Here is a 22,979-nt window from a genome sequence, read left to right as displayed (position 1 = left end):
CTCACCCAGGGGGCCGTCGCCCCCTGGGTCAACACCCGTCAGTTCTCGCGCAGGGCGCGCAGGGACTGCTTCAGCGATCCGAGCGTCTTGAAGACCGCGGTCGGCTCGTAGCCGCAGTGCGCCATGCAGTTCGCGCAGCGCGGGTCGCGGCCCCGTCCGTAGGACTCCCAGTCGGTGTCGTCGAGCAGTTCCTGGTAGGTCTTCGCGTAGCCGTCGGACATCAGGTAGCACGGGCGCTGCCAGCCGAACAGCGAGTAGGACGGGATCGCCCACGCCGTGCAGCCGAAGTCGGCCCGGCCCTCCAGGAAGTCCAGGAAGAGCGGCGAGTGGTTCAGCCGCCACCGCTTGCGGTTCCCGTCGGCGAACGCCTTCTTGAACAGCTCGCGCGTCTCCTGGACGCCGAGGAAGTGCTCCTGGTCGGGCGCCTTGTCGTAGGCGTAGCCCGGCGAGAGCATCATCTCGTCGACCTGCAGGTCGTCGTTGAGGTAGTTCAGGACGTCGATGACGGTCTGCGGGGTGTCGGTGTTGAAGAACGTGGTGTTGGTGGTGACCCGGAAACCGCGTTCCTTGACCAGCTTGACGGCGGCGACCGCGTCGTCGAACACGCCCTCCTTGCAGACCGACTCGTCGTGCCGCTCCTGCAGGCCGTCGATGTGCACGGTGAAGGCGAAGTAGGGCGACGGCTTGAACTTGTCGAGCTTCTTGGGGATGAGCAGCGCGTTCGTGCACAGGAACACGAACTTCTTCATCTTGACCAGCTCGTCGACCAGCTCGCCGATCTGCGGGTGCATCAGCGGTTCGCCGCCCGCGATCGACACCATCGGGGCGCCGCACTCCTTGACGGCGGCGATCGCCTGCTCGACCGGCATGCGCCGCTTGAGCACGTCGGCCGGATGCTGGATCTTGCCGCAGCCCGCGCACGCGAGGTTGCAGGCGAACAGCGGTTCGAGCTCCATGATGAGCGGGAACTTGTCCTTGCCGCGCACCTTGTTGGTCATGATGTGGGACGCGACGCGGACGCTCTGGCGCACTGGCATCGGCATTATGGTCGAACCTCCTTCGGCAAGGTGAACTCGGTGGTCTCCAGCGGGACGTCCGCCGGGCCGTCGGCCAGCAGGGCGGGCGCGCCGCCGGTTGGTGGTGGCGTGGCAGATGTCGTCGGTGTGCTGCGGGCCCCGGGCGTCCGGGAACCGCGTGGTCTGGGTGAGGTAGGCGACGGGACGGTCCGTGGGCAGGGCCGCGACGTCGGCGGGCGTCTGCGCCAGCACCGTGGACCGCGGTGCCTCGCCACGGCCAGCGCGTCGAAGTCGCGCAGCCGGGCGGCGGCCTTCCGCGCCCGCGCGGGTCCGGCGCCGGTCCGGACGACCCGCACGCCGCCGTGCGCGAGCGCCCGGGCCTCGAGGCCGAGCGCCGCGCACACCGCGAGACGACCGGTCACGCCGCCCGCCCGAGGTAGCGGCCGAGGGCGCTGATCGGGAACACCAGCCGGTACAGGTGGTAGTTGATGTAGAAGTCGCCGGGGAAGCCGGTGCCGGTGAAGTGGTCCTCGTCCCAGGTGCCGTCCGGGCGCTGGTTCTCGACGAGCCAGCGGACGCCGGCCTCCACCGCCGGCGAGCGCTCCCCGGCGGCGAGCAGCGCCAGCAGCGCCCAGGCGGTCTGCGACGGGGTGGACGTGCCGCGCCCGATCCAGGACGGGTCGTCGTAGGAGCGCAGGTCCTCGCCCCAGCCGCCGTCGGGGTTCTGGTGGTGCTCCAGCCACGCCACGGCCCGGCGGATCGGGGGCTTCTCCGGGCGGACGCCCGCGGCGATGAGCGCGGGCACCACGCTTCCCGTGCCGTAGACGTGGTTGGCACCCCAGCGGCCGAACCACGACCCGTCCGCCTCCTGCGCCTTCAGCAGCCACACGACCGCGCGCTTGGTGACGGGCGCCTCCGCCTGGCCCTCCTTGGCGAGGGCCTCGACCACGTGCGCGGTGACGTCCGCCGACGGCGGGTCGATGACGGCGCCGAAGTCGCAGAACGGCAGCTTGGTGCAGAGCTCCCGGGTGTTGTCGGCGTCGAAGGCGGCGAACCCGCCGTCCTTCGAGACCATCCCCGCCATCCAGCGGACGGCCCGGTCGATCGGGCCGCGGGCCTCCGGCAGCCCGGAGCGGCGCAGCGCGAGGATCGCCTCGGCGGTGTCGTCGGTGTCGGGGTACAGGTCGTTGTCGAACTCGAACGCCCATCCGCCCGGCGGCAGGTCCGGGCGGCGCACCGACCAGTCCCCCGGCCCGCGGACCTCCTCGTCCACGACCCAGCGGGCGGCGCGCAGCAGCGCCGGGTCGCCGGCGGGCGCGCCCGCGTCCGAGAGGGCGTTCATCGCGAGCACGGTGTCCCAGACGGGCGACTGGCACGCCTCCAGCCGGCGGCCCTTCTCGTCGTTGATCGTGAACCGGTCGAGCCCGGCGAGGCCGCGCTTCATCACCGGATGGTCCAGGTCGTAGCCGAGGAGGCTCAGCGCCATCAGCGAGTACACCCAGGGCGGCTGGATGCCGCCCCAGCAGCCGTCCGCCTCCTGCCGTGCCACGATCCACTCGGCCGCGCGGCGCAGGGCGGCGGTCCGCAGCGGCCGCACCGGGCGCTTCTCGTAGACGTGCAGGAAGCGGTCGAGGGTGTCGAACGCCCTGCCCCACCCGGTTGTTTCGCGGTCGGGGAGCCGGCCCGCGCGCAGCTCCGGCAGGTCGAACGGCAGCGACCGGACGGGGCGCAGCGACCCGAGGACGGTCAGCGGCACGATCGTCTGCCGCGCCCAGCAGGCCCAGTCGTAGACGTTCAGCGGGAACCGGCTCGGCAGGAACATCAGCTCGGGCGGCATCACGGGCAGGTCGTCCCAGGACCACTGGCCGAACAGCGCGAGCCAGATGCGGGTGAACACGCGGCTGCCCTCGATGCCGCCGGCGTCCCGCGCGTAGGCGGCGGCCTTGCGCATGTGCTCGGCCTCCGGCGGGTCCCCGGCCAGCCGCAGCGCGACGTACGCCTCGATCGTGGTGGACGGGTCCGGCGGGCCCCCGTGGAAGTTCGCCCACGTTCCGTCGTCGCGCTGCTGCGAGCGGATCCAGCGGGCCGCTTCGGCGGTCTCGTCGCCGGTGCGGATGCCGAGGAACTGGCGCAGCAGCAGGTCCTCGGCGTCCATGGTGACGTTGGTCTCCAGCTCGGCCTTCCACCAGCCCTCGGCCGACTGCAGTCCGAGCAGGTGGCCGCGGGCGGCGTCGACCGCGGCCGCGGCCGCTTCGGTGAGTCCGGGGGCTTCCGTCGTGGTCATTCGGCATCCTGCTTTCTGGCGGGTCTCCGTTTTCTCGGTGGGGGTGCGCCGTTCAGTGGTCCCGGGAGGTGACGAACAGCGCGATGTCGCGGAACTCGGCGCGGACCGCGTCGTCCATCTCCACGTCGCCGACGTACTTGCCGGCCAGCGCGACGCGGCGGTCCGCCTCGGCCTCGGCCCAGGCGCGCCCGCCCGCGGCCTCGACCAGCCCCGCCATCTCCCGCAGGTCGGCCTCGGTGGGGTCCGCGGGCGAGGCGTACAGCTCGGCCAGCCGCGCGGACCCGGCGGTCCCGGCGGTCAGCGCGGCCACGACCGGCAGGGACTTCTTGCGGGCCCGCAGGTCCGACAGGACCGGTTTGCCGGTCGTCTCCGGGCTCCCCCAGATGCCGAGCAGGTCGTCCACCAGCTGGAACGCCAGGCCCATCTCCGTCCCGTACCCGGTGAGGGCGGTGACCAGCTCCGCGGGCGCCTCGCCGAGCATCGCGCCGATGGAGCAGGCGCAGGCCAGCAGCGCGCCGGTCTTGTCGGACGCCATCGTCAGGCATTCGTCGAGCGTGACGTCGGCGCGCGTCTCGAACCCCATGTCGAGGGCCTGGCCGGAGATGAGCCGCTGGGTGGCGGCGGTCAGCGCCTCCGCGGCCCAGTGCGCGCCGCGGGTGTGCTGCTCCAGCAGCAGCTCCTCCGACAGGGCGAGCAGCGCGTCGCCGGCCAGGATCGCGGCCGGCGCGCCGAACACGGTCCACGCGGCGGGGCGGTGCCGGCGGGTCCGGTCGCCGTCCATGATGTCGTCGTGCAGCAGCGAGAACGCGTGCACGAACTCCACCGCGACCGCGCCGGGCAGCGCGTTCTCCCGCGGCGCTCCCGCGGCCCGCGCCGACAGCAGCGCCAGCGCGGGGCGCAGCGCCTTGCCGCCCGCCGCGGCGGGCCGGCCCTCGGCGTCGGTCCAGCCGAGGTGGTAGGCGATGACGCGGCGGTTCGCCGGATCGAGGCGCTCCACGCAGGCGCGCATCGCCTCCTCGACGAGGGCGCGCCCGTCGGTGATCGAGGCCGGGACGGCGGTCATCGGCCGCTCACCCCGTCCAGGTGCCGCCGGACCAGCCGGGCGGCGGTCAGTCCACTGCGCACTGCCCCCTCCATGGTGTCGGGCCAGCCCGTGTCGGTCCACGCGCCGGCGAGGAAGACGCCCGGCAGCCGGGTCGCGGACGCGGGACGCAGCGCGCCGCTGCCGGGGCTCTGGCGGAACGTCGCATGCCGTTCCCTGGTGACGAAGAAGTCGGTGACGCGGGCCCGCCGGGCGGCGGGGAACAGCCGCTCCAGCTCGGGCAGGAAGGCGGCGCGGACGTCGGCGGCGGGCGTGTCGATCCAGCCGTCGGCGGCCGACACCGACACCGCGAGGTACTGGCCGCGGCCGAGGCCGCTGATCCCGGTGCGGTCGAACACCCACTGCACCGGCGAGCCGATCGCGGCGGCGAACGGCAGGTCCATGACCGGCCGGTCGTAGACGACGTGCACGTTGACGATCGGGCTGGAGCCGAGGCCCGCCCAGCGGTCCCGGTCCGGGCACGCCTGCGCCGGGACGAGCGGGGCCGCGGCGCGGTGCGGCACCGCGACGACGACGGCGTCCGCGGCGACCGGTTCGCCGTCCACCACGAGCTTCGGCCCGGCCTCGACCGCCGAGACCTTGGCCTTCAGATGCACCCGGCCGCCCAGCCGCTCGATCCGGTTCGCCGCGATCGTGCCGTGCAGCTCGCCGAGCGGGACGGTCGGGACGCCGATGTCGGCGGCGTCGGCGCGGCCGAGCAGCCCCTCCTTGCACACCATCGCCGCCGGGCCCATCGCGGCGTCGTCCACGCCGATGTTGAGCGCCGAGATCAGGAACAGCTCCCACAGCGCGGTGCGGGCCCGGTCCCGCTGGCCGTGGGCGGCCAGCCAGCCGCCCATGCCGACGCCGTCGAGCGCCGGGTCCTGCGGGTCGAGGCCCTGCAGGGCCAGGGACGCGCGCACGGCGCGCAGCCGGTCGCCGGGCGAGAGCAGCCGGTACCGGGCCAGCGCGGGCAGCAGGTGCAGCGGCCCGGGCGCGTTGGCGCGGCGCAGCCTCCCGGACGTCCCGTCCGGGGTGAGGACGCGGATGTCGAGGCGGTCCTGGACGCGGACGCGGTCCTGGGCGCCGAGCCGGTCCAGCAGCCCGCGGTAGGCGGTGCAGCACTTCAGGAAGATGTGCTGGCCGTTGTCGACGGTCAGGCCGTCCCGGTCGAACGAATGGGTCGCGCCCCCGAGCCGGGGACGCGCTTCGTACAGGGTGGTCCGCACGCCCGATTCCTGGAGCGCGAGCGCGGTGCTGATGCCGGCCAGCCCGCCGCCGACGACGGCGACGTTCCCGCGCGGGCTCACCGCCGGATCCCGGTCAGCGCCGCGGCGGCGACGGCGGCCTTCTCCCGCCCCGGCAGCGACATGCGGGTCTCCAGTGCGGCGGCCGGGTCGGCGGTGATGCGCCGCAGCAGCCGCCGGTAGATGCCGGCCATGGTCCCCGTGCAGGCGGCGCTGCGTCGGTCGAGCATCGGCAGCAGCCGCAGCCCCGTTCCGTACCACTCCCCCGCGCGGGCCGCCTGGAACCGGACCAGCGCCGCCAGTTGCTCCGGTGTGTCGGTGAACCGGCCGGAGGCGTCCTGGTCCAGCGTGCAGCCGAACCTGGCGAGGTCCTTGGCGGGCAGGTAGATCCGGCCGCCGAGCCGGTCCTCGCGCACGTCCCGCAGGATGTTGGTCAGCTGCAGCGCGACGCCCAGCGCGTCCGCGCGCGCCCTCGCCGCCCGCAGGTCGCCGCGGGTGCCGAACACGCCGAGCGACAGCCGGCCGACCGAACCGGCGACGCACCGGCAGTACCAGAGCAGGTCGTCGAAGGTGTCGTAGGCCGCGCCGCGGACGTCGGCCTCGCAGCCGTCGATCAGCTCGCCGAACGCCTCCAGCGGTACCGGCATGCGGCGCGCCGCGTCCGACAGGGCGGCCAGCACCGGGTCGTCCTGGTGGGCGTCCAGGTCGGCGAGCCGGTCGCGCTCGGCCGCCAGCGCGGCGAGCCTCGCATCGGGCGGCGCGTCGTTGTCGTCGCCGATGTCGTCGATCCGCCGGGCGAAGGCGTAGACGGCGCTCAGCGCGCGGCGCTTCGGCGGGGGCAGGAGGCGGATCCCGTACGAGAAGTTGCGTGCCTGCGACCGGACGACCTGTTCACAGTGCCGGTAGGCGCCGGCTGCGTCCATCCCATCTCCTTCCCATCATCCGCGACCACTCGGCGAGCAGCCGCGTCTTCCCCGGGCGTGGCGGACCCTCCAGGACGTCGTAGGAGCGGCGGTCCAGGGCGGCCAGGGCGGCGAAGCCGCCCGCCGCGTACCCGGCCACCGCGAGGCGCGCGAACCCCGGAAGGCTCCGGACGAGAGGCGCGCCCTCCGCGAGCAGCCGTTCTGCCCTTCCCGCCTGGAGTGCGATGACACCGCGCAGGCGCGTCGGCGTCGCCGCGGCCCGGAAGTCCTCCTCGGTGCAGCCGAACCGGCGCAGGTCGTCCGCCGGCAGGTAGACCCGGCCGTCGCGGTGGTCCTCGCCGACGTCCTGGCAGTGCTCGATGATCTGCAGCGCGGAGCAGATCCGGTCGGAGAGCCGCAGCCGCGTAGGGGTGGCCGCGCCGAACACGTGCAGGACGATGTGGCCGACGGGATCGGCCGACAGCGTGCAGTAGTCCATCAGCTCGTCGAACGACCCGTAGCGGGTGACGACCTGGTCCCGGCGGTTCGCCTGCACCAGCCGCCGGAACGGCTCCGCGGGGATCCGGCACCCGTGGACCGTGCGGGCCAGCGCGCGCATGACGGGGATCTCGGGGACGGCGCCCGCGTAGATCCGGTCGAGGTCGCGGTCCACGAGGTCGAGCAGGCCCGTGCGCTCATCCGGCGGCGCCTCGTCGCCGATGTCGTCGACGAGCCGGGCGTAGCCGTAGACGTCGAGCAGGTGCGCCCTGTACCGGGCGGGTAGGATCCGGGCGGCCACCGGGAAGTTCTCCCGGGCCTGCAGGCGGTTCCTGATCTGGCGTTCGTAGGTCTCGTTCCATAAGCGCTCGCTGATGGACATCGTTTCCTTCGGGGGCGGCGCGCGGGGCGGGGCGGCGCTCTGCCGGTCGCAGTGATCCCCATAACCCCGTTGATCGCTGGGTAAACGCGAAACCGATCATATATATGTGTATAGGCCAAGTTTTTGGGTTACTAGACGTTGGTGACCCCAGAAACCGCCCCCTCCGCGCTCCCCTGCGGGCTCCAGGGCCGCCGCCCCCCGCTCGCGCGCGAACTCGCGTTCGGGCTCTCGCTCTTCGCCCTCTACGCCGTCGCCGCCGCCTTCCCCGTCGGCGACCGGCACGCCGTGGCCGCCGACCACGGCCGGCAGATCCACGACCTCGAGCGGACGCTGCACATCGCCGCCGAGCGGCCGCTCAACGACTGGCTCGCCTCGCACCGGACCATCGCCGTCCTCGCGAACTACGAGTACGCCACCGTCTACCTCGTCAGCACGCTGTGGCTGCTGGCCTGGCTGTACCACAGGCGCCCCGACCGCTACCGGGCCGCCCGCACCTCCTTCGCGCTGATCAACGTGATCGGCGCGATCTGCTTCGCGTTATGGCCGGTGGTCCCACCGCGTCTGGTACCCGACCTCGGATACGTCGACACCGTCATGGCCCACGGCACCTGGGGGTCGTGGGGCAGCCCGGTCGTCGACCACGCCGACCGGCTGGCGGCCATGCCGTCGCTGCACGTCGCCTGGGCGCTGTGGGTCAGCGTCGAGCTCGCCCGGCTGCCGGTGCGCCGCTGGCTGCAGGCGGCGAGCCTGCTGCACGTCTTCGTGACCATCTACGTCATCATGGCGACCGCCAACCACTACGTGCTGGACGCGGCGGGAGCGGTCGTCGTGGTCTGGGTCGCCTCCCTCCTGACCGACCGCGACTCCGGCCGGCCGCGCGCCCCGATCGTCCCGCCCGAGGACGCGTTCTTCCTGGCCGTCGAGTCCGAGCGGGCGCCGCAGCACGTCGGCGGGCTGATCTTCCTGGACGCGTCGGACGGGACGCCGAGCCGGGAGGACCTGATCGCGACGCTGCGGAGCCGGCAGGACGAGCTGCCCCGGCTGCGCCAGCGGCTGTCCCCGCCGTCGAGGCTGCGGCGGCGCCGCTGGGTCGCGCAGCCGGTGGTCGACTGGGACTGGCACGTCCACGAGGCGACCCTGCCGGAACCCGGCGACGCCGCCCTCAACGCGCTGGTCGGCGCACTGCAGAGCGAGCCGCTGCCGCGCGACCGGCCGATGTGGCGGATGATCGCGGTGCGCGGCTACGCCCCCGACCGGACCGCGGTGATCTTCCTGATGCACCATGTCGTCGCCGACGGCATGGGAGTGATCACGCACGTGCTGCGGCTGCTGACGCCGCCGGACGCGCTGCCGGCCGCGGGCGCCGGGCCGTCGGCGACGCGCCGCGCCCTCGGCACCGTCGCCGGGATCGCGCAGCTGGCGACCGAGTCCCGGCAGCGGACCCGGCTGCCCGCGACCGGCACCGGGGAGCGGGTCTTCGGCACCTTCCGGCTGCCGATGCCGGCCGTCCGCGACCTCGCCCGCGGACACGGCGTCCGGGTGACGGACGTGGTGTTGTGCGCGCTGGCCGGCGGGCTGCGCCGGGTCGGCCCGCTGGCCGCCGACCCGGAGGGCGGCCGGACCCTGCGGGTCGCGGTGCCGCTGATGACGGGCGGGCCCGAGGTGCCGCCCGAGGGCAACCACACCTCGGCGGTCATGGTGGACCTGCCGTGCGGGCCGATGCCGGAGGTCGAGCGGCTGCGCACGCTGGCCGCCGCCACCCGCCGGCTGCGGTCCGGCACCCGCGCGCTGGCCTCGGCTTTCGTGATGCAGCGCGCGGCGCGGGCACTGCCGCCGGTACTGCACGGGGCGTTCGCGCGGGCGGTGTACGGCGACCGGACGTTCCAGGCGATCGCCACGAACCTCCCGGGGTCCAACACGCCGGCGCTGCTGGCCGGGGCGCCGATGGCCCTGGCGCACCCGATCGTCCCGACCGGGCCCGGCGCGCCGCTCGCGGTGGGCGCCCTCGGCTGGACCGGGATGCTGAACCTCGGGATCAGCGCGGAGGCGACCCTGGTGGACGACATCGACGCGCTCTGCCGGGCCATGCGGGACGTCATCGAGGAGCTCGGCACCGCCGACGTCCCCGAACCGCCGGGGGCGGCCGGCCTGGACCAGGCGCGCCGGGGGCCCGGGCCGTCCGTGCGCGGTTGAGAAGGGTTTTGCGGCCGGGATGCCCGCGGCTTCCCGGCCTTTTGCCCTGAATGGATACATATGAGGGATGGCCGAGATCGACCTGTCGGCGGTCTTCGACGCAATTCCGGTCGGCTGCGCGGTGCTCACGCCCGATCTGCGGTACGCGATGGTCAACCGCACCTACGAGCAGCTCTCGGGACATCCCCGCGAGCGGCTGATGGGCCGGCACTTCTACGAGATGTTCCCCGGCGGCCCGGCCGGACGGGGCGTGACCGAGGTGCGGGCGTCCCTGGAGCGGGTGGCGAGGGAGCGCGAGACCGACATCATGCCGCTGCAGCGGTACGACATCGAACCCGCCGACCGGCCCGGGGTGTACGAGGAGCGGTACTGGAGCATCCGCAACGCCCCCCTGCTCGGCCCGGACGGCACGGTCATCGCCGTCATCCACCGCGTGGAGGAGGTGACCTCCTACATCCTGCAGCTGCGCGCCGAACAGCCGCCTGAGGCCCGGGTGGAGGCGGTGCAGGCGGAGCTGTTCGCCCGGACGCGCGAGCTACAGGAGGTCAACCAGCGGCTGCACCGGGCGCGGGAGGAGGAGCACCGGGCCACCGCGGCGATGCGCGACGCCCTCCGGCGGCAGCAGCAGGCGGTCGCGGACACCTCGCACGACCTGCGCGGCCCGCTCGCCGGGCTGCAGACCCGCCTGGAGCTCGCGCTCGCCGACCCGGAGGCCGACTCCCGCGCGATCCTGCACGCGGCGCTGGACGACGCCGGTCGGCTGGGCAGGATCGTCTCGGACCTGCTGGAGCTCGCCCGGCTGGAGGCGGGCGTGCCCATCAGCGCCGAGACCGTGGACCTGACCCGGCTCGTGGAGGACGAGCTGGCCGGCCGCGATCCCGACGCCGGCGTGACGACGCGGCTGAAGCGCGGGCTGACGGTCGAGGGCTCGGCCGTCCGGCTGGCGCGGCTGCTGCACAACCTGGTGTCCAACGCCGAGCGGCACGCGGAGAGCCGGGTGGAGGTGCTGCTCGACCGCAGCGGCGACCACGCGGTCCTCGAGGTCGTCGACGACGGGCCGGGCATCCCGGCCGGCGAGCGGGAGGCGGTCTTCCGCCGGTTCTACCGCCGTCCGGACGCGCGCAGCAGCGAGCCGGAGGGCACCGGCCTGGGGCTGGCGATCGCCCGCCAGATCGCCGACGCCCACCGGGGGACCCTGCACGTCGCGGACCGGCCGTCCGGCACCTGCATGGTCCTGCGCCTCCCGCTGCGCGACGGGTAGGGCCGGGCCGGCGACGCGGCAGGCCGGGCGCGTTACGGACGCGTCTGTGCGGGCAGTGCTGCCTGTGCTGACCGAGCCGGTTGGAGGGCCGCGATGAAGTACGGGATCGACAGGGACAGCGTCGTCGTGATCACCGGTGCCAGCGGGGGCATCGGCCGGGCGACGGCACGGGCGTTCGGTGCGCGCGGCGCCCGGATCGCCCTGCTGGCCCGCGGCGAGGAGGGGCTGGACGGCGCTGCCGCCGACGTCGAGAAGGCCGGCGGGCGCGCGCTGCCGATCAGCGTCGACGTCGCCGACAACGACCGGGTCGAGGAGGCCGCGCAGCGCGTGGAGGCGGAGCTCGGCTCCATCGACGTGTGGGTGAACGTGGCGTTCTCCTCGGTGTTCGCGCCGTTCTGGGAGATCGAGCCGGACGAGTTCAAGCGCATCACCGAGGTCACCTACCTCGGCTACGTCAACGGGACCCGGGCGGCGCTGAAGCGGATGATGCCGCGCGAGCGCGGCGTCATCGTCCAGTGCGGATCGGCGCTGGCCTACCGGGGGATCCCGCTGCAGAGCGGGTACTGCGGCGCCAAGCACGCCGTCCAGGGCCTGCACGACTCGCTGCGGGCCGAGCTCCTGCACGAGCACCCGAACGTCAAGGTGACGATGGTGGAGATGCCGGGCGTCAACACCCCGCAGTTCAGCTGGGTGCTGTCGCGGCTGCCGCGCCGCGCGCAGCCGGTCCCGCCGATCTACCAGCCGGAGGTCGCGGCGGACGCGCTGCTGTACGCGGCGGAGCATCCGCGGCGCCGGGAGTACTGGGTCGGCGGGAGCACGGTCGGCACGCTGATCGCGAACAAGTTCGCCGCGGGCCTGCTCGACCGCTACCTGGCCAGGACGGCGTTCTCGTCGCAGCAGACCGAGCAGAGGACCCCGCCGGACCAGGCGGCGAACCTGTGGAAGCCGGCGGACGACGCCGGCGGCCACGACTACGGCGCGCACGGCAGGTTCGACGAGGAGGCCCATCCGCGCAGCCCGCAGCTGTGGGCGGCGAAGCACAAGTACCTGGTCGGCGCGGCGACGGCGGGAGCGGCCGCCACGGGCGCCGCGGTGGGCGCCGCGAAGCTGCTGCGCCGATGATCCCCTAGGGTGCCCGAGGGGAACGATCGGAGGTAGAGCACATGGGGGCCGCTGGTGGCGTCCCGCGCAGCGGAGCGAGCTTCGGTGTCGCCGAGCACGACGGGTGGACGGTGGTGTCGGTGGCGGGCGAGCTCGATCTCGCCACGGCCGGGACGCTGGACGAGCATCTGTCGGCGGCGATCGGCGCGGACGGCGCGGACGGCCCGCCCCGGGTGGTGGTCGACGTGACCGGCATGACGTTCTGCGACTCGTCGGGGCTGAACGTGCTGATCCGGGCGAGCAAGCGGATCGCGGCGATGCGCGGGCGGTTCGTCCTGGTGCGCCCGACGGAACGGGTCCGCAACGTGCTGCGGGTCACCGGGCTGGAACGCGTCTTCGACATCCGCGACGAGCTGCCCGCGGCCGGGCGGGGGTGGCTGACCGCGCCCGGCCGCGGCCCGGTCATGCCGGGCGCGGCCGACCGATGCGCGCGGTCGGCCGTTGGGCGCGGTCAGCCGATGCGCAGGGGCAGGGTGCGGGGTCCGCGGACCTGCCCGGCGGCCCACGTCACCGCCGCGGGGTCGTCGAGGGTGAAGCGCGGGAAGCGTTCGAGCCAGACCTCCAGGGCGACGCGCAGCTCCATCCGGGCCAGGTGCGAGCCGACGCAGCGGTGGATGCCGAGCCCGAACGCGGCGTGCCGGTTGACCTCGCGGTCGATGACGACCTCGCCGGCGCGGTCGAACTGCTCGGGGTCCCGGTTGGCGGCGGGGAACGACAGCAGCACCCAGTCCTCGGCCTTCATGTCGGCGCCGCGCCATTGCATGTCCTGCTTCACCAGCCGCGCCATCGTCACCGGCGCGTAGGCGCGCAGGAACTCCTCCATCGCGGTCGGCAGCAGCCCCGGCTCGGCGACCAGCCGCTCCCGGTCGGCGGGCGTCCTGGCCAGGTGCCACAGCGACGCGCCGATCGCGCTCCACGTCGTGTCGATCCCGGCGATCAGCAGCAGCGCCATCGTCCCGGACACGTGGGACGGTTCGAGCTTGCGCCCGTACAGTTCGGCGTTGATCAGGTAGGTCGTGAGGTCGTCTCGCGGGTGGTCGATGTGGTCGCGGATCTGCGCGAGCAGGTAGTCGAACAGCTTCTCCATCCGCGCGATGCGCTCGTCCGGGGGACGGTTGACGCCCTCCAGCGCGTTCTCGACGAACTCGCGGAACATCGGGGCGTCCTCGGCCGGGAAGCCGAGCATGTCGGCGATGACCCGCGTCGGGATGTGCTGGGCGTAGTCGCGGGCGGCGTCGACGACGTCGCCCTCGAAGCCGTCGATGAGCGAGTGGCAGAACGCGCGGGTCGCCGGTTCGAGCCGGGAGACGGCCGTCCTGGTGAACGCCGGCAGCAGCAGCTTGCGCGCGTCGTGGTGGAACGGCGGGTCGGAGGAGATCGGCGGGACCCCGCCGACCGGCGCGATCTCGAGCGGCGGCCGGAAGTTGCTCATGACGATGGCCCGGGACGAGAAGCGCTCGGTGTCGTAGGCGACGGCGCTGACGTCCTCGTAGCGGGTCGGCAGCCAGCCGCCGCCGAACCGGCCGGTGTGCGCGATGGGGCAGCGCCGCCGCAGGTCGTCCTGGATCGGGTAGGGGTCGGCGGCCCATTCGGGTTCCATGTGGGAGAAGTCGGTGGCCCAGTCCGACACCGGGCCGGTCACGACCTCGTTGCGCGTGCCGAGCGGCCGGCTCTCGCGCATCTCCTCGAAGCCCTGGGCGAACCGGTCGTCCGCGGTCGTCTCGCCGTCGGCGGTCATGTCGTCGCCGGTGGTCATCTCGTCGCCGGTGGTCATGTCTGCGCCTCCTTCAGGACGGTGATCGCGCGCTCGGGGCAGTTGGCCGCCGCCCGCCGCGCGTCCTGCTCCCCGTCCGCGGGGACGGTCCCGTCGCCGAGGACGGTGCCGTAGCCCTCGTCGTCCTCGCCGAACAGGTCGGGGGCCAGGTCATAGCAGCGGCCGTGCCCCTGGCAGAGCCCGGCGTCGATCCGTACCTTCATCGCGTTCCTCCTGTCCGCGCCGCCGGGCCGGCCTGGCCCGCGGCGGCGCCCGCCGGTGCGAAGGCCGCCACGACGCGGGTCAGCAGCGCCGACCACTCCTCGTCGCCGACACCGTGCATCTCCGGGGGGACCAGCACGCTGCCCATCGCCAGCAGCAGGCAGAAATGGGCGATCGCGTTCGGCGAGAGCGCGCCGTCCATCTCCCCGCCGGCCTGCGCGGCGCGCACCAGTTCTTCGAGCACCCCGGCGCGTTCGCCCATGTAGTCGTGCATCGGCCGGGCCACCTCCGCGTCCCGGCGGGCCGCGACCAGCGCCTCGACCACCAGGTGGCCGCGCGCGTCCCGGCGGCGCGGCAGCCACCGGCCGATGATCAGCAGCGACTCGGTGATCGAGCGCTCCGGGTCGGCGGCGACCAGCTCGGCCAGCAGCCGCCGGCCGTGCGCGCGCAGCGCCGCCACCATCAGCTCGCCCTTCGAGCCGAAGTGCGCGTAGAGGGCGCCGTTGCTGACGCCCGCCGCGGCCGCGATGTCGGCGACGCGCGTCCCGTCGTACCCGCGCTCGGCGAACACGTCGGCGGCGGCGCGCAGCAGCCGCTCCCGCGTCTCGGCCGCCGTGACACCCGCGATCCGGCCCATGACCGAATTAAACGACCGTTCATTCAGTACCGTCAAGGGTAGATTCTCGAATCGAGTTCTAGTATCAAGATCTAGAAAGCTGTTCGAACTCGTCGGTCGGGAGGCCCCGCATGGGCGTTGCCGGCGCACCCGCGTGACGGGGGCGACGCCCGCCGTCGCGCGCCCGGGCCCCGCCTCCGGGCGGCCCGGCAACCCCTGGTGGACCCTGTCCGCGGTGAGCCTGGCGAGCGTGCTGACCGGCCTCGGCGGCAACACCCTCAACGTCGCGCTGCCCTCGGTCGTGCGGCACTTCCGCGCCGGCCCGCTGGCCGCCAACTGGATGCTGCTGGCGTTCATGCTCGCCAACACGGTCCTGGTCGTGGTGTTCGGCCGCTTCGCCGACATGTTCGGGCGCCGCGCGATGTACCTGTCCGGCCTCGGCGCCTACACCCTCGCGAGCCTGCTGCTCGGCTTCGCCCCGACCGCCTGGACGGTCGTGGGCCTGCGCGTCCTGCAGGCCGCGGGCGGCGCGATGCTGCTGGCCAACAGCGCGGCCATCGTCACCGACGCCTTCCCGCGCGAGCGGCTCGGCAGCGCCATGGGCGTCTACACCGCCTCCTTCTCCATCGCGCAACTGGCCGGGCCCACCCTCGGCGGCTACCTCACCGACGCCTTCGGCTGGCGCTGGGTGTTCTGGTACAACGTGCCGTTCGGCGCGCTGTGCCTGCTGTGGGGGGCGGTCGCGCTGCGGCCGGCGGAGGCGCCCTCGCGCGAGCGCGGCATCGACGTTCCCGGCAACGTGCTCGTCCTCGCCGGGCTCGGCGGCCTGCTGTTCGGGCTGTCCCAGGTGAACGAGCGGGGCTGGACGAGCCCGGTCGTGCTGGGCGGCGTCGCCGTGTTCCTGGTACTGCTCCCGGTGTTCCTCGCCGCCGAGCGCCGCGCGGCCCGCCCCGTCGTCGACATCGGGCTGTTCCGGGACGTGCCGTTCGCGCTCGGGCTGCTCGCCACCTTCCTCAACGCGACCGCGCGGATGGGCGCCGTGGTCCTGCTGGCGCTGTTCTTCCAGTCCGTGCAGGGCGACGACCCCGTCACGGCCGGGCTCAAGGTGCTGCCGATGTCGGCGGTCGCGGTCCTGGCGTCCACCGGCGCGGGGCTGCTGGAGAACCGCGTCGGCGCCCGGACCATGACGGTGCTCGCCACCGCGCTCACCACGCTCGGGCTACTCGAACTGCTGGCGGTGATCGGGCGGGACGTGGCGTACGGGCCGGTCGCGGCGGGCCTGATGCTGCTGGGCGCCGGATCGGGCATGTTCCTGCCGTCCAACGCGACGGCCCTGCTGCGCGGCCTGCCGTCGCACCGGCTCGGCATCGTCAACGCGATGCGGCTGATGGCGCAGAACACCGGGATCGTGGTCAGCACCGCCCTGGCCTTCTCGCTCATCGCGGGCCCGGTGCCGGCGGCGCTGCGCGCGCACGTCTTCGCCGGGGACCTGTCGCGGGTCTCGGTCCAGGGCGTCCAGCAGCTCGTCATCGGCTACCGGTACGCGCTGGCCTGCATGGCGGCGCTGTCGGCGCTCGCCGTGCTCGCCTGCCTCGGCACCCGCCGCGCGGAGCGCTCCCGTTAGGCAGTGGCCTCCACCTCGGCGCGGGTCAGCAGGGGGTCGGGGGCGGCGGGCGCGGTCGTGGCGACGAGCGGGACGGAGACGCCGCCCGCGACGCGGGCCCGCGCCTGCCGGAACTCCGGCAGCGGGCCGGTCGCGTCGTACAGCCCGTTGAGCGTGATCCAGAGGGCGCTGCGGCGCATGCGCAGCACCAGCGGGTTGGGCCGCTGGTAGAGGGCCAGTTTCTGCGCCCATTCGGGGAGCATGTCGCGGGCCGCCCAGTCCATGAAGGGGCTGCCGGGCTCCCACGGCTTGGTGCCGTTGCCGCGCAGGTTCGGTCCGGTCCCGAACGCCTTGATCGGCGTGATGGCCAAGCGCGGCAGGTAGGACTCCAGGCACTCGGCGACCTCCGCCTTCGTGGCGGGCAGGTCGGTGCCGCCGAGCGCCTCCCCCACCCGCACGAACTCGCCGTAGTAGCGGTCGAGGTCGGCGCCGCGCAGCGGCTTGCGGTGGTAGCGCTCGTGGGCCGTCGCGAGCCCCCACACGACGGTGGCGTAGTTCCAGCGCAGCCATTCCGGGTCGTCGGCGTCGTAGGGCAGGCCGTCCGGACGGGTGCCCTTCACGGTGTGGTGCATGGCGCGGACGGTCCGCGCGAGCCGCTCGGCGGTCTCGGTGGAGCCGTAGGCGGTGCCGATGAAGAACGACAGCGAGTGGCCGAGCCGGACGGCGGCGCCCTCGGGGTCGATGCCGCCGGTCGGGACGCCGTCCACCCGCTCGGGGATGCGGGAGTGGTCGTAGGCCATCCAGCTGATGCTGGGGTCGAGGCCCTCGATGTAGGCGGCGCCGACCAGGCCGAGGACCAGGGTCGGCAGGTGCGAGTGGACGTACCAGACCGCGCTGTCCGGGCCGAACCAGCCCGGGTCGCCCTCTGGCCCGGCGAACTCCAGGCCCCGGAAGAACCGGGACCGGATCTCGGCGTCGAAGGCCCGCTCGAACCGTGCCGCGAGGAGGTTGCTTCTCGGTGCCATCCCGGCGCTCCCGTCAAAGTCTGGCTACGACCGTGTCCAGACCTCAGCGTAAGCGTCTGGGTACATGCGTGTCCAGACTTGGTATCGTGACGGCCATGGCGAACGCCCGGACGGCCGCGAACACCCGGTGGGCGGGCATCCCCGCCGCCCGGCGCCGCGACGAGCGGCGCGACATGCTCGTCCGGGCCGCCTACCGGCTCTTCACCGCCGGCGGCGAGGCGGCCCTGGCCGTCCGCGCGGTGTGCCGCGAGGCCGAGCTGCACACGCGCTACTTCTACGAGAACTTCGCCGACACCGCCGAGCTGCTCGCGGCCGTGTACGACCAGCAGGCCACGGCGCTCGGCGACGTCCTGGCCCGCGCGGTGGAGGACGCCGGCCCCCGCCCCGACGCGCGCACCCGCGCCGGCATCCGCGCCGTCCTGCGGTTCATCAGCGAGGATCCCGGCCGCGGGCGGGTCCTGTTCGCCGAGGCGCGCGGCAACGAGATCCTCGCCGCCCGCCGCCGCGCGGCGCAGACCGCGCTGCTGGAGGGCGTCCTCGCGATGACCAGCGACCAGGACCCGCCGCTCCCCGTCGTCATCGCCGCGACCATGTTCACCGGCGCCATGACCGAACTCGCCCAGCAGTGGGCCGACGGCCGCCTCGGCGACGACCTCGACGCCGTCGTCGACACCGCCGGCACCCTCTCCCTCGCCATGCGCTGTTAGCCCCCGGTCGCGGGCATGGTCACCGGGCTTCTCAGGCCCCTGCGCCTCGACGGGCCGCCGCCGTTCGGTGGAGCGCGAGGGCGGCCGTGCCGGTCGTCAGCGTGACCGCCAGCCCGGCCAGGACATGCCGCTGCCGCCGTGTTCGCCGTTCGACCCGCGCATAGGGTTCCGTGGAGAACGAGACGAGCTCGTACCGGGACACCCACCGGCCCGGCAGGGCGCGCTCCATCGCGTGGTCGGCCTTCCGGGCGAGCTTGAAGGCCGGTGAGGCGACCTTCTCCCGCATCTCCGTGAAGTTCTCGAGCGCCATCCTGCCGATGGCGTCCGCGTTGCCCTTACGGCGCTCCTCGTACAGCGGCAGCGCGCGGTCCCATCGGCCGGCGGTCTCGGTGAGGCAGCGGTCGAGTTCGACGACGTCCTCGAAGGCGCAGTTGGCGCCCTGCCCGTAGAACGGGACGATCGCGTGGGCGGCGTCGCCGATCAGTGCGGCCCCGCGGCCCGGCACCAGCCACCTGTCGCAGTGCACGGTGCCGAGCCTGCCCACCGGGTTGCGGAGGTAGTCGTCCACCAGGCCGGGCGAGAGCGGCGGCACATCGGGGTAGCGGGTGCGGAAGTGCCGCTCCACGGCCGCCGGGCCGTCGAGCGCGGCGAACCCGGACGCGCCGTCCCGCGGCCAGAACAGCGTGCAGGTGAACGACCGGTCGGGGTTGGGCAGCGCGATCATCATCGAGCCGCCGCGCGGCCAGATGTGCAGCGCTCCGGGGTCGAGGGCGAACCCGCCGCCGGCCGCGGGGATGGTCAGCTCCTTGTACCCGTGGTCGAGGAACGCGACCTTCTCGCGGACGGCGCCCGACGCCGCCATCTGCGCCCGCACGGCCGATCCGGCGCCGTCGGCTCCGAGGATGACCGGCGCGTCGGCGTGCACCGTGCCGCCGGGGGTCTCGAACCGCAGCGCGCCGGCCGCGAAGTCGGCTCCGGTGAGCCGGTGGCCGAAGTGCACCCGCACTCCGGGTGCGGCCTCGGCGGCGTCGAGCAGCGCGGCGTTGAGCGCGCTCCGGCCGATCGAGTGGATCGCCTTGCCGCCGTCCCGGCTGTAGGGCTGGAAGTCCAGCCCGCCGGCCACGGGGTGGATCATCCGGCCGCTCATCGGCAGCGCGCCCGCCATGACCCGCCGTTCCAGGCCGATCCGGCGCAGCGCGTCCAGGCCCCGCTCGGACAGGGCGAGGTTGATGGAGCGCCCGCGCTCGCCGTCGCCGGTCCGGGGGTCGGGCCGGCGCTCGTACAGGGCGACCTTGTGCCCGCGCCTCGCGAGGTAGCAGGCGAGGAGGGAGCCGGTGAGGCCGGCTCCGACCACGGCGATCTCCTGTGGTGTGCTCATGGGATCGCGGACCTTTCTAGATGTGGGTGCGGGCCGACCACAGCTCCGGGAAGACCTCGCGGTCCAGGCTGCGCCGGAGCCACTGGACGCCGTTCGAGCCCCCGGTGCCGGCCTTGGCACCCATCGCCCGCCGGACCGAGGCCAGATGCCGGTGGCGCCAGTCGCCGAACCCTTCGGAGATCGCGGTCAGCGCCTCGCCGAGCAGCCGCAGATGGTTGCCGGGTCCCGCGTCGCCGTAGATCTCCACCCAGGCGGCCTCCACCGCGGGATGCGGCTGGTGCTCGTCCGAGAAGTCCCTGCCGAGAAGGTCCGCCGGGATGTCGTGCCCCGCGCGGGCGAGCAGCGCGACCACGTCGTCCCAGACGCTGGGCGCCCGCAACGCTGCCGCCAGTTCGGCGTGCACCGCGGGCTGCCGCCTGAAGGGCCGGATGAGCGAGGCCGTCTTGAGTCCCAGGAGGAACTCCAGCCGCCGGTACATCGCGGACTGGAAGCCGGAGCCCTCGCCGAGCAGGTCGCGGAACCGGTTGAAGTCGGCCGGGGTCATCCAGCGCAGGCACTGCCAGCCGGCGTTCAGCCCGTCGAGGTGCAGCGCCGCCCTGCGCGCCGGCAGCAGGGCGCCCCACACGTCGTCGGCGCGCAGCAGCCGCTGGACCTCGCGCAGTTCGTGGTGGACGAGCCCGAAGTACAGCTCCATCACCTGGCTGATCACCAGGAACGACATCTCGCCGGGGTCGTCGCTCAGCGTCCGCTGGAGCGTGTGAAGGGTGTCGGCGCGCACGTAGGCGTCGTAGGGGACGCGTTCCGTGAAGGCCAGCGTGGGCTCGCCCCCGCTCGCGGCGGCGCGCTCGGCGCGCTCCCGCTCGGACGCGGGCCGGATCGATGATGCGAGATCGGTGCTGGTCAACGCTGCCCCTCCTCGTGGCTCGGCGATGTGACGTGGTGTTAATGATCTGATAGGAGATAGGGCGCAGTACATGCCGATTCGAAGGCATCAAGCCGGATATTGCACTGCATCAGCTTCATTCGGCCAGGTTGAGTTTCAGATCGAGAGGACCACCATGGACGAGACCGACTGGCTGCTCCTCGCGCAGCTCCAGGCGGACGCGCGGCTGTCGTTCAGCGAGCTGTCGCGGCGGGTCCACATGTCCCCGCCCGCGGTCGCCGAGCGCGTGCGCCGGATGGAGGAGGCGGGCGTGCTCACCGGTTACCGGGCGCAGGTGGACCCGGCCCGCGTCGGGTGGTCCGTCGTCGCGTTCATCCAGATGTCCTGTTACGGGCCGCGGTGCGTGCTGCGCGCCCCCGAGGTGGCGGAGTGGCCCGAGATCCGCGAGATCCACCGCGTCACCGGCGCCGCGTGCAGCCTGCTGAAGATCGCGGCGTCCTCCATGGACGCCTTCGAGTCGCTGATCGACCGGCTCGCCCCCTTCGGGCAGCCCACCAGCACGATGGTGCTGTCCACACCGCTGGCCTGGTCGCCGATCACGTCCCCCGACGCCCCGGCGGCCCCCTGACCCGCGAGCGGGGCCGCCGCGCGGGCGGGGGAAGTCAGACGGCCCGCGCGGCGGGCTCGGACGCGGGCTCGGGCTCGCGGAGCGGGAAATGGCACGCGGCGACGTGGCCGGGACCGAAGTCGCGCAGCACCGGCTCCTCCTCGGCGCACCGGGCCTGCGCGCGCGGGCAGCGCGTGCGGAATCGGCAGCCGGACGGCGGATCGAACGGGCTGGGCATCTCGATGGCGCCGCCGGCCTGCTCGCCGGCCTCGGCGCCCGCGTCCTCGGCGGGTCCGGCTCCCGGCTCCGGCACGGGGATCGCGGCGATCAGCCCGGCGGTGTAGGGGTGCGCGGCGCGCAGGTAGACGTCGTCCGGCGAGCCGATCTCGACCAGCTTCCCCAGGTACATCACCCCGACCGTGTCCGCCAGGTAGCGGACGACGGTGAGGTCATGGGAGATCACCACGAAGGTGAGGTCGTGCTTGGCCTGGAGCCGCCGCATGAGGTTGAGCACCTGCGAGCGGATCGACACGTCCAGCGCGCTCACGGGCTCGTCGGCCACGATCACGCGAGGGTTGAGCGCCAGGGCCCGGGCCAGCGCGATGCGCTGGCGCTGCCCGCCGGAGAACTCGTGCGGGTGCCGGTCCAGGACGTCGTGCGGCAGACCGACCTCGTCCAGGAGGCCGTGGATCGCCGTGAGCCGCTCCCCGGCCGTCCCGACGCCCTGCGCCGCGAACGGCTCCGCCAGGGCGGCGCCGACGCGCATCCGCGGGTCGAGCGCGTCGAGCGAGTCCTGGAACATCATCTGCAGGTCGCGGCGGTGCCGGCGCAGTTCCCGCCCGCGCAGGCGGCCGAGGTCGCCGCCGAGCGCGGTGACGCCGCCGGACGAGGGCTTCTCCAGCGCGACGAGCATCCGGGCCAGCGTGCTCTTCCCGGAGCCGGACTCGCCGACGAGCCCGAAGGTCCGGCCGCGCGGCACCTCGAACGACACTCCGGAGACGGCCTTGACGCTCCGCGCCGGGCCGCGCAGCGACCGGCCGGCCGGGTACTCCTTGACCAGGTCCTCGACGACCATCACGGGGCCGGCGGCACCGGCCGCGGGCGCCTCCGGTGCGGGTTCCGCCGCGGGCTCGGGCGCCGTCGCCGGGAGCGGGCCGTCGACCGGGTGCCAGCAGGCCACCGTGTGCCCGGGCCGCGGCTCGGTGAGCGCCGGCGCCTCCGTCCGGCAGCGGTCGTCGGCCCGCCCGCAGCGGGCGGCGAAGCGGCACCCGGCGGGCGGGGCGGCCAGGTCCGGCGGGGAGCCGGGGATGGAGAACAGGACGTCCTCGCGCCGCTGGGTCAGCCGGGGCGTGCACGCGAGCAGGCCCTGCGCGTACGGGTGGCGCATGCCCGTGAACAGCTCGGCCGTGCCGGCGCTCTCGATGACGCCCCCGGCGTACATGACGCCGACCCGGTCGACCCACTGCGCGACGACCCCCATGTCATGGGTGATCAGCAGCATGGCCATGCCGAGCCGCTCCTTGAGGTCGTGCAGGAGCCGCAGTACCTGCGCCTGCACGGTCACGTCGAGCGCCGTGGTCGGCTCGTCGGCGATCAGCACCTTCGGCTCGCAGGACAGCGCCATGGCGATCATGACCCGCTGCCGGAGCCCGCCGGACAGCTCGTGCGGGTACTGGCCGAGCCGTTCGGCGGGGCCGGCGATGCCGACCATCGCGAGCATCTCCAGGGCCCGGTCGCGCGCCTCCTTGCGGCTCGCACCGCGGTGCAGCCGCACCGGTTCGGCGATCTGCTCGCCGATGGTCTTGGTGGGGTTGAGCGACGTCATCGGGTCCTGGAAGACCATCGCGATCTCGTTGCCGCGGATCCGCTGGTAGCGCCGCTCCGGCAGGCCGGCCAGCTCGCGGCCCTCCAGCCTGATCGACCCGCCGGTGACCCGCCCGCCGGGCGGCAGCAGCCCCATCACCGACAGGCCGGTCATCGACTTGCCGGAGCCCGACTCCCCCACCAGCCCGAGCGTCTCGCCCCGGCGCAGGGTCAGGTCGACCCCGTCGACGGCGCGGACCTCCGACCGGCTCGTCCGGATGCTCGTGCACAGCCCCTCGACCGCCAGCAGGGGCTCCTCGCCGGTCCTCACATCGCCACCTCTCGCGCCGGCGGCCA

At 74.0% G+C, this 22,979-nt stretch carries 20 protein-coding genes and 1 pseudogene; 7 read left to right on the top strand and 14 right to left on the bottom strand.

The features are described 5' to 3' along the window. Positions 1-38 precede the first annotated feature (38 nt). From hpnH to hpnC, 7 genes are read right to left on the bottom strand one after another with little or no spacing between them, the layout of a single operon-like run. On the bottom strand, positions 39-1,037 hold the full coding sequence (gene hpnH / locus ABD296_RS18345) for an adenosyl-hopene transferase HpnH (protein ID WP_344268082.1): 999 nt from the start codon (positions 1,035-1,037) through the stop codon (positions 39-41). A 5-nt stretch (positions 1,038-1,042) separates the two neighbouring features. Beyond that, complete coding sequence (locus ABD296_RS18340; RefSeq protein ID WP_344268080.1) at positions 1,043-1,438, bottom strand: hypothetical protein; 396 nt, start codon at positions 1,436-1,438, stop codon at positions 1,043-1,045. Then, positions 1,435-3,300: a squalene--hopene cyclase gene (gene shc, locus ABD296_RS18335; protein WP_344268078.1), complete on the bottom strand. Its 1,866-nt coding sequence runs from the start codon at positions 3,298-3,300 to the stop codon at positions 1,435-1,437. The genes ABD296_RS18340 and shc overlap by 4 nt, the downstream gene beginning before the upstream one ends. 52 nt (positions 3,301-3,352) lie before the next feature. Continuing rightward, positions 3,353-4,363 (bottom strand): polyprenyl synthetase family protein, encoded by a 1,011-nt coding sequence (locus ABD296_RS18330; protein WP_344268076.1) that lies wholly within the window; start codon positions 4,361-4,363, stop codon positions 3,353-3,355. Further along, entirely contained in the window at positions 4,360-5,691 is a 1,332-nt protein-coding gene (gene hpnE, locus ABD296_RS18325; RefSeq protein WP_344268074.1) for a hydroxysqualene dehydroxylase HpnE, read from the bottom strand. Before hpnE ends, ABD296_RS18330 begins: the two co-directional genes overlap by 4 nt. After that, positions 5,688-6,551, bottom strand: coding sequence for a presqualene diphosphate synthase HpnD (hpnD, locus tag ABD296_RS18320; protein WP_344268072.1), 864 nt, complete (start codon positions 6,549-6,551; stop codon positions 5,688-5,690). Before hpnD ends, hpnE begins: the two co-directional genes overlap by 4 nt. Then, on the bottom strand, positions 6,520-7,410 hold the full coding sequence (hpnC, locus tag ABD296_RS18315) for a squalene synthase HpnC (RefSeq protein ID WP_344268070.1): 891 nt from the start codon (positions 7,408-7,410) through the stop codon (positions 6,520-6,522). Before hpnC ends, hpnD begins: the two co-directional genes overlap by 32 nt. A 141-nt stretch (positions 7,411-7,551) precedes the next feature. Between hpnC and ABD296_RS18310 the strand changes: the two genes are divergently transcribed. The 4 genes and pseudogenes from ABD296_RS18310 to ABD296_RS18295 form a co-directional block, all read left to right on the top strand. Continuing rightward, positions 7,552-9,603 (top strand): bifunctional phosphatase PAP2/O-acyltransferase family protein, encoded by a 2,052-nt coding sequence (locus tag ABD296_RS18310; RefSeq protein WP_344268068.1) that lies wholly within the window; start codon positions 7,552-7,554, stop codon positions 9,601-9,603. A gap of 67 nt (positions 9,604-9,670) precedes the next feature. Next, positions 9,671-10,864: a PAS domain-containing sensor histidine kinase gene (locus ABD296_RS18305; RefSeq protein ID WP_344268066.1), complete on the top strand. Its 1,194-nt coding sequence runs from the start codon at positions 9,671-9,673 to the stop codon at positions 10,862-10,864. A gap of 93 nt (positions 10,865-10,957) precedes the next feature. Then, positions 10,958-11,986 (top strand): SDR family oxidoreductase, encoded by a 1,029-nt coding sequence (locus tag ABD296_RS18300; RefSeq protein ID WP_344268064.1) that lies wholly within the window; start codon positions 10,958-10,960, stop codon positions 11,984-11,986. Between the two features lie 41 nt (positions 11,987-12,027). After that, positions 12,028-12,321 (top strand): annotated as a pseudogene (locus ABD296_RS18295) (STAS domain-containing protein); the annotation flags it as partial. A 155-nt stretch (positions 12,322-12,476) separates the two neighbouring features. Here the strand turns inward: ABD296_RS18295 and ABD296_RS18290 are convergent. Genes ABD296_RS18290 through ABD296_RS18280 form a run of 3 tightly spaced genes read right to left on the bottom strand, consistent with a single transcriptional unit; the run spans position 12,477 to position 14,637 of the window. Further along, on the bottom strand, positions 12,477-13,799 hold the full coding sequence (locus ABD296_RS18290; RefSeq protein WP_344268062.1) for a cytochrome P450: 1,323 nt from the start codon (positions 13,797-13,799) through the stop codon (positions 12,477-12,479). Beyond that, positions 13,796-14,002 carry a ferredoxin gene (locus tag ABD296_RS18285; RefSeq protein ID WP_344268060.1) on the bottom strand — a complete coding sequence of 69 codons (207 nt, stop codon included), beginning with the start codon at positions 14,000-14,002 and terminating at the stop codon, positions 13,796-13,798. The genes ABD296_RS18290 and ABD296_RS18285 overlap by 4 nt, the downstream gene beginning before the upstream one ends. Then, positions 13,999-14,637, bottom strand: coding sequence for a TetR/AcrR family transcriptional regulator (locus ABD296_RS18280; protein WP_344268058.1), 639 nt, complete (start codon positions 14,635-14,637; stop codon positions 13,999-14,001). Before ABD296_RS18280 ends, ABD296_RS18285 begins: the two co-directional genes overlap by 4 nt. A 214-nt stretch (positions 14,638-14,851) precedes the next feature. Between ABD296_RS18280 and ABD296_RS18275 the strand changes: the two genes are divergently transcribed. Continuing rightward, entirely contained in the window at positions 14,852-16,240 is a 1,389-nt protein-coding gene (locus ABD296_RS18275) for an MFS transporter (protein ID WP_344268056.1), read from the top strand. Here ABD296_RS18275 and ABD296_RS18270 read toward each other — a convergent pair. Next, on the bottom strand, positions 16,237-17,244 hold the full coding sequence (locus ABD296_RS18270) for an oxygenase MpaB family protein (RefSeq protein WP_344268054.1): 1,008 nt from the start codon (positions 17,242-17,244) through the stop codon (positions 16,237-16,239). The two genes, ABD296_RS18275 and ABD296_RS18270, sit on opposite strands and share 4 nt — an antisense overlap. A gap of 95 nt (positions 17,245-17,339) precedes the next feature. Between ABD296_RS18270 and ABD296_RS18265 the strand changes: the two genes are divergently transcribed. After that, the gene (locus ABD296_RS18265) at positions 17,340-17,951 is read left to right on the top strand and encodes a TetR/AcrR family transcriptional regulator (RefSeq protein WP_344268052.1); all 612 of its coding nucleotides are present in this window, start codon (positions 17,340-17,342) and stop codon (positions 17,949-17,951) included. Between the two features lie 31 nt (positions 17,952-17,982). Here ABD296_RS18265 and ABD296_RS18260 read toward each other — a convergent pair whose 3' ends face one another. Further along, on the bottom strand, positions 17,983-19,329 hold the full coding sequence (locus ABD296_RS18260) for an FAD-dependent oxidoreductase (protein WP_344268050.1): 1,347 nt from the start codon (positions 19,327-19,329) through the stop codon (positions 17,983-17,985). A 16-nt stretch (positions 19,330-19,345) separates the two neighbouring features. After that, a complete protein-coding gene (locus ABD296_RS18255; protein WP_344268048.1) occupies positions 19,346-20,233 on the bottom strand; it encodes a tryptophan 2,3-dioxygenase in 888 nt (295 codons plus the stop codon). A gap of 154 nt (positions 20,234-20,387) precedes the next feature. Between ABD296_RS18255 and ABD296_RS18250 the strand changes: the two genes are divergently transcribed. Continuing rightward, positions 20,388-20,840, top strand: coding sequence for an Lrp/AsnC family transcriptional regulator (locus tag ABD296_RS18250; RefSeq protein WP_344268046.1), 453 nt, complete (start codon positions 20,388-20,390; stop codon positions 20,838-20,840). A 34-nt stretch (positions 20,841-20,874) separates the two neighbouring features. Here the strand turns inward: ABD296_RS18250 and ABD296_RS18245 are convergent, their stop codons facing one another. Beyond that, positions 20,875-22,953: an ABC transporter ATP-binding protein gene (locus ABD296_RS18245; protein ID WP_344268044.1), complete on the bottom strand. Its 2,079-nt coding sequence runs from the start codon at positions 22,951-22,953 to the stop codon at positions 20,875-20,877. Positions 22,954-22,979 lie beyond the last annotated feature (26 nt).

Origin of the sequence: Actinomadura napierensis, assembly GCF_039529375.1 — a bacterium.
GTDB classification, from domain to species: Bacteria; Actinomycetota; Actinomycetes; order Streptosporangiales; family Streptosporangiaceae; genus Spirillospora; species Spirillospora napierensis.
The sequence above is the reverse complement of the archived record's forward strand: the minus strand, read 5'-3'. Positions and strand labels throughout refer to the sequence as shown.

Coding starts and splice junctions, on each gene's coding strand:
- hpnH (WP_344268082.1), bottom strand. CDS start 1,037: ATGCCAGTGCGCCAGAGCGTCCGCGTCGCGTCCCACATCATGACCAAC.
- shc (WP_344268078.1), bottom strand. CDS start 3,300: ATGACCACGACGGAAGCCCCCGGACTCACCGAAGCGGCCGCGGCCGCG.
- ABD296_RS18330 (WP_344268076.1), bottom strand. CDS start 4,363: ATGACCGCCGTCCCGGCCTCGATCACCGACGGGCGCGCCCTCGTCGAG.
- hpnD (WP_344268072.1), bottom strand. CDS start 6,551: ATGGACGCAGCCGGCGCCTACCGGCACTGTGAACAGGTCGTCCGGTCG.
- hpnC (WP_344268070.1), bottom strand. CDS start 7,410: ATGTCCATCAGCGAGCGCTTATGGAACGAGACCTACGAACGCCAGATC.
- ABD296_RS18305 (WP_344268066.1), top strand. CDS start 9,671: ATGGCCGAGATCGACCTGTCGGCGGTCTTCGACGCAATTCCGGTCGGC.
- ABD296_RS18300 (WP_344268064.1), top strand. CDS start 10,958: ATGAAGTACGGGATCGACAGGGACAGCGTCGTCGTGATCACCGGTGCC.
- ABD296_RS18290 (WP_344268062.1), bottom strand. CDS start 13,799: ATGACCACCGGCGACGAGATGACCACCGGCGACGACATGACCGCCGAC.
- ABD296_RS18285 (WP_344268060.1), bottom strand. CDS start 14,002: ATGAAGGTACGGATCGACGCCGGGCTCTGCCAGGGGCACGGCCGCTGC.
- ABD296_RS18280 (WP_344268058.1), bottom strand. CDS start 14,637: ATGGGCCGGATCGCGGGTGTCACGGCGGCCGAGACGCGGGAGCGGCTG.
- ABD296_RS18270 (WP_344268054.1), bottom strand. CDS start 17,244: ATGGCACCGAGAAGCAACCTCCTCGCGGCACGGTTCGAGCGGGCCTTC.
- ABD296_RS18265 (WP_344268052.1), top strand. CDS start 17,340: ATGGCGAACGCCCGGACGGCCGCGAACACCCGGTGGGCGGGCATCCCC.
- ABD296_RS18260 (WP_344268050.1), bottom strand. CDS start 19,329: ATGAGCACACCACAGGAGATCGCCGTGGTCGGAGCCGGCCTCACCGGC.
- ABD296_RS18250 (WP_344268046.1), top strand. CDS start 20,388: ATGGACGAGACCGACTGGCTGCTCCTCGCGCAGCTCCAGGCGGACGCG.